This is a genomic window from Oleiphilus sp. HI0067 (assembly GCF_001635735.1).
Genome location: NZ_LWFI01000349.1, coordinates 1 through 915, shown reverse-complemented (window position 1 = coordinate 915; position 915 = coordinate 1). Strand labels below are relative to the sequence as shown.

The 915-nt window shown below is 49.9% G+C and carries 1 protein-coding gene; it reads right to left on the bottom strand.

The genetic code is table 11. From position 1 onward, the window contains the following. Positions 1-915 (bottom strand): amidase family protein (locus A3739_RS04260; RefSeq protein WP_255376764.1); only part of this gene is annotated, 915 nt, incomplete at both ends.

Genomic DNA, 915 nt, shown 5'->3' with positions numbered 1-915 from the left:
ACAACTGGGAACATTGCTTCAGGTTGCTCATCAATTAAAGGTTGTGTTGCCAAGTAACGCTCAGTTACCCAAGGTCCCTCGTATAACAATTTCGCAGCTTCAACAAAGGGCGAGAAGTCGAGCTCTTCAATCTGAGCACCGTCATCTTTAATGCGTTCTACAGTCGCTAAATACGCGTGCTCGTATGCTGCGTCACCGAAGAATTCGAGCTGATCTGATTGGATGACTCCGATTTTCAAATCCCCTGCACGCACACCATATTGCCGTGTTTGATTAGGATAAGGATTGGCACGACTATAGCCGTCATTGTCATCAAGCCCTTCTGCGACCGACAAAACTAAGTTCGATTCATCTGCGTTCAGCGCAAAAATCGTCATGCAATCTAAGCTACGACACGCTGGCAACATGCCGCTGGCAGACAACAACCCTCGTGTTGGTTTAACGCCATATAAGTTATTCAGGCAGGCCGGCACGCGTCCTGAACCGGCGGTGTCAGTGCCTAAACTGAAGCTTGCTAGGCCTAAGGCGACTGACACAGATGAACCCGCGCTTGAGCCACCACTGATGTACTTCGCATCGAAGGCATTACGACATTCACCGTAGGGCGAGCGTGTGCCATTTAGCCCTGTGGCAAATTGATCCAGATTCGTTTTACCAACAGGTATGGCGCCTGCTTTGATAAGTTGATCGACCACAAACGCAGACTCATCGGGTGTGTAGGCGAAGGTTTCACAGGCGGCTGTGGTCGGAATACCTGCCAGATCAATATTGTCTTTGATCGCGAACGGAACGCCCCACAAAGGCAGAGAATTGACGTCACCCGCTTCCAGTTTGCTTAGGTAGCGATCAAGCTCGGCGTCGCTTAATAAGTGAATCCAAATATTCCGATCGCTATAAGCCTCTGTGCGCTCACGA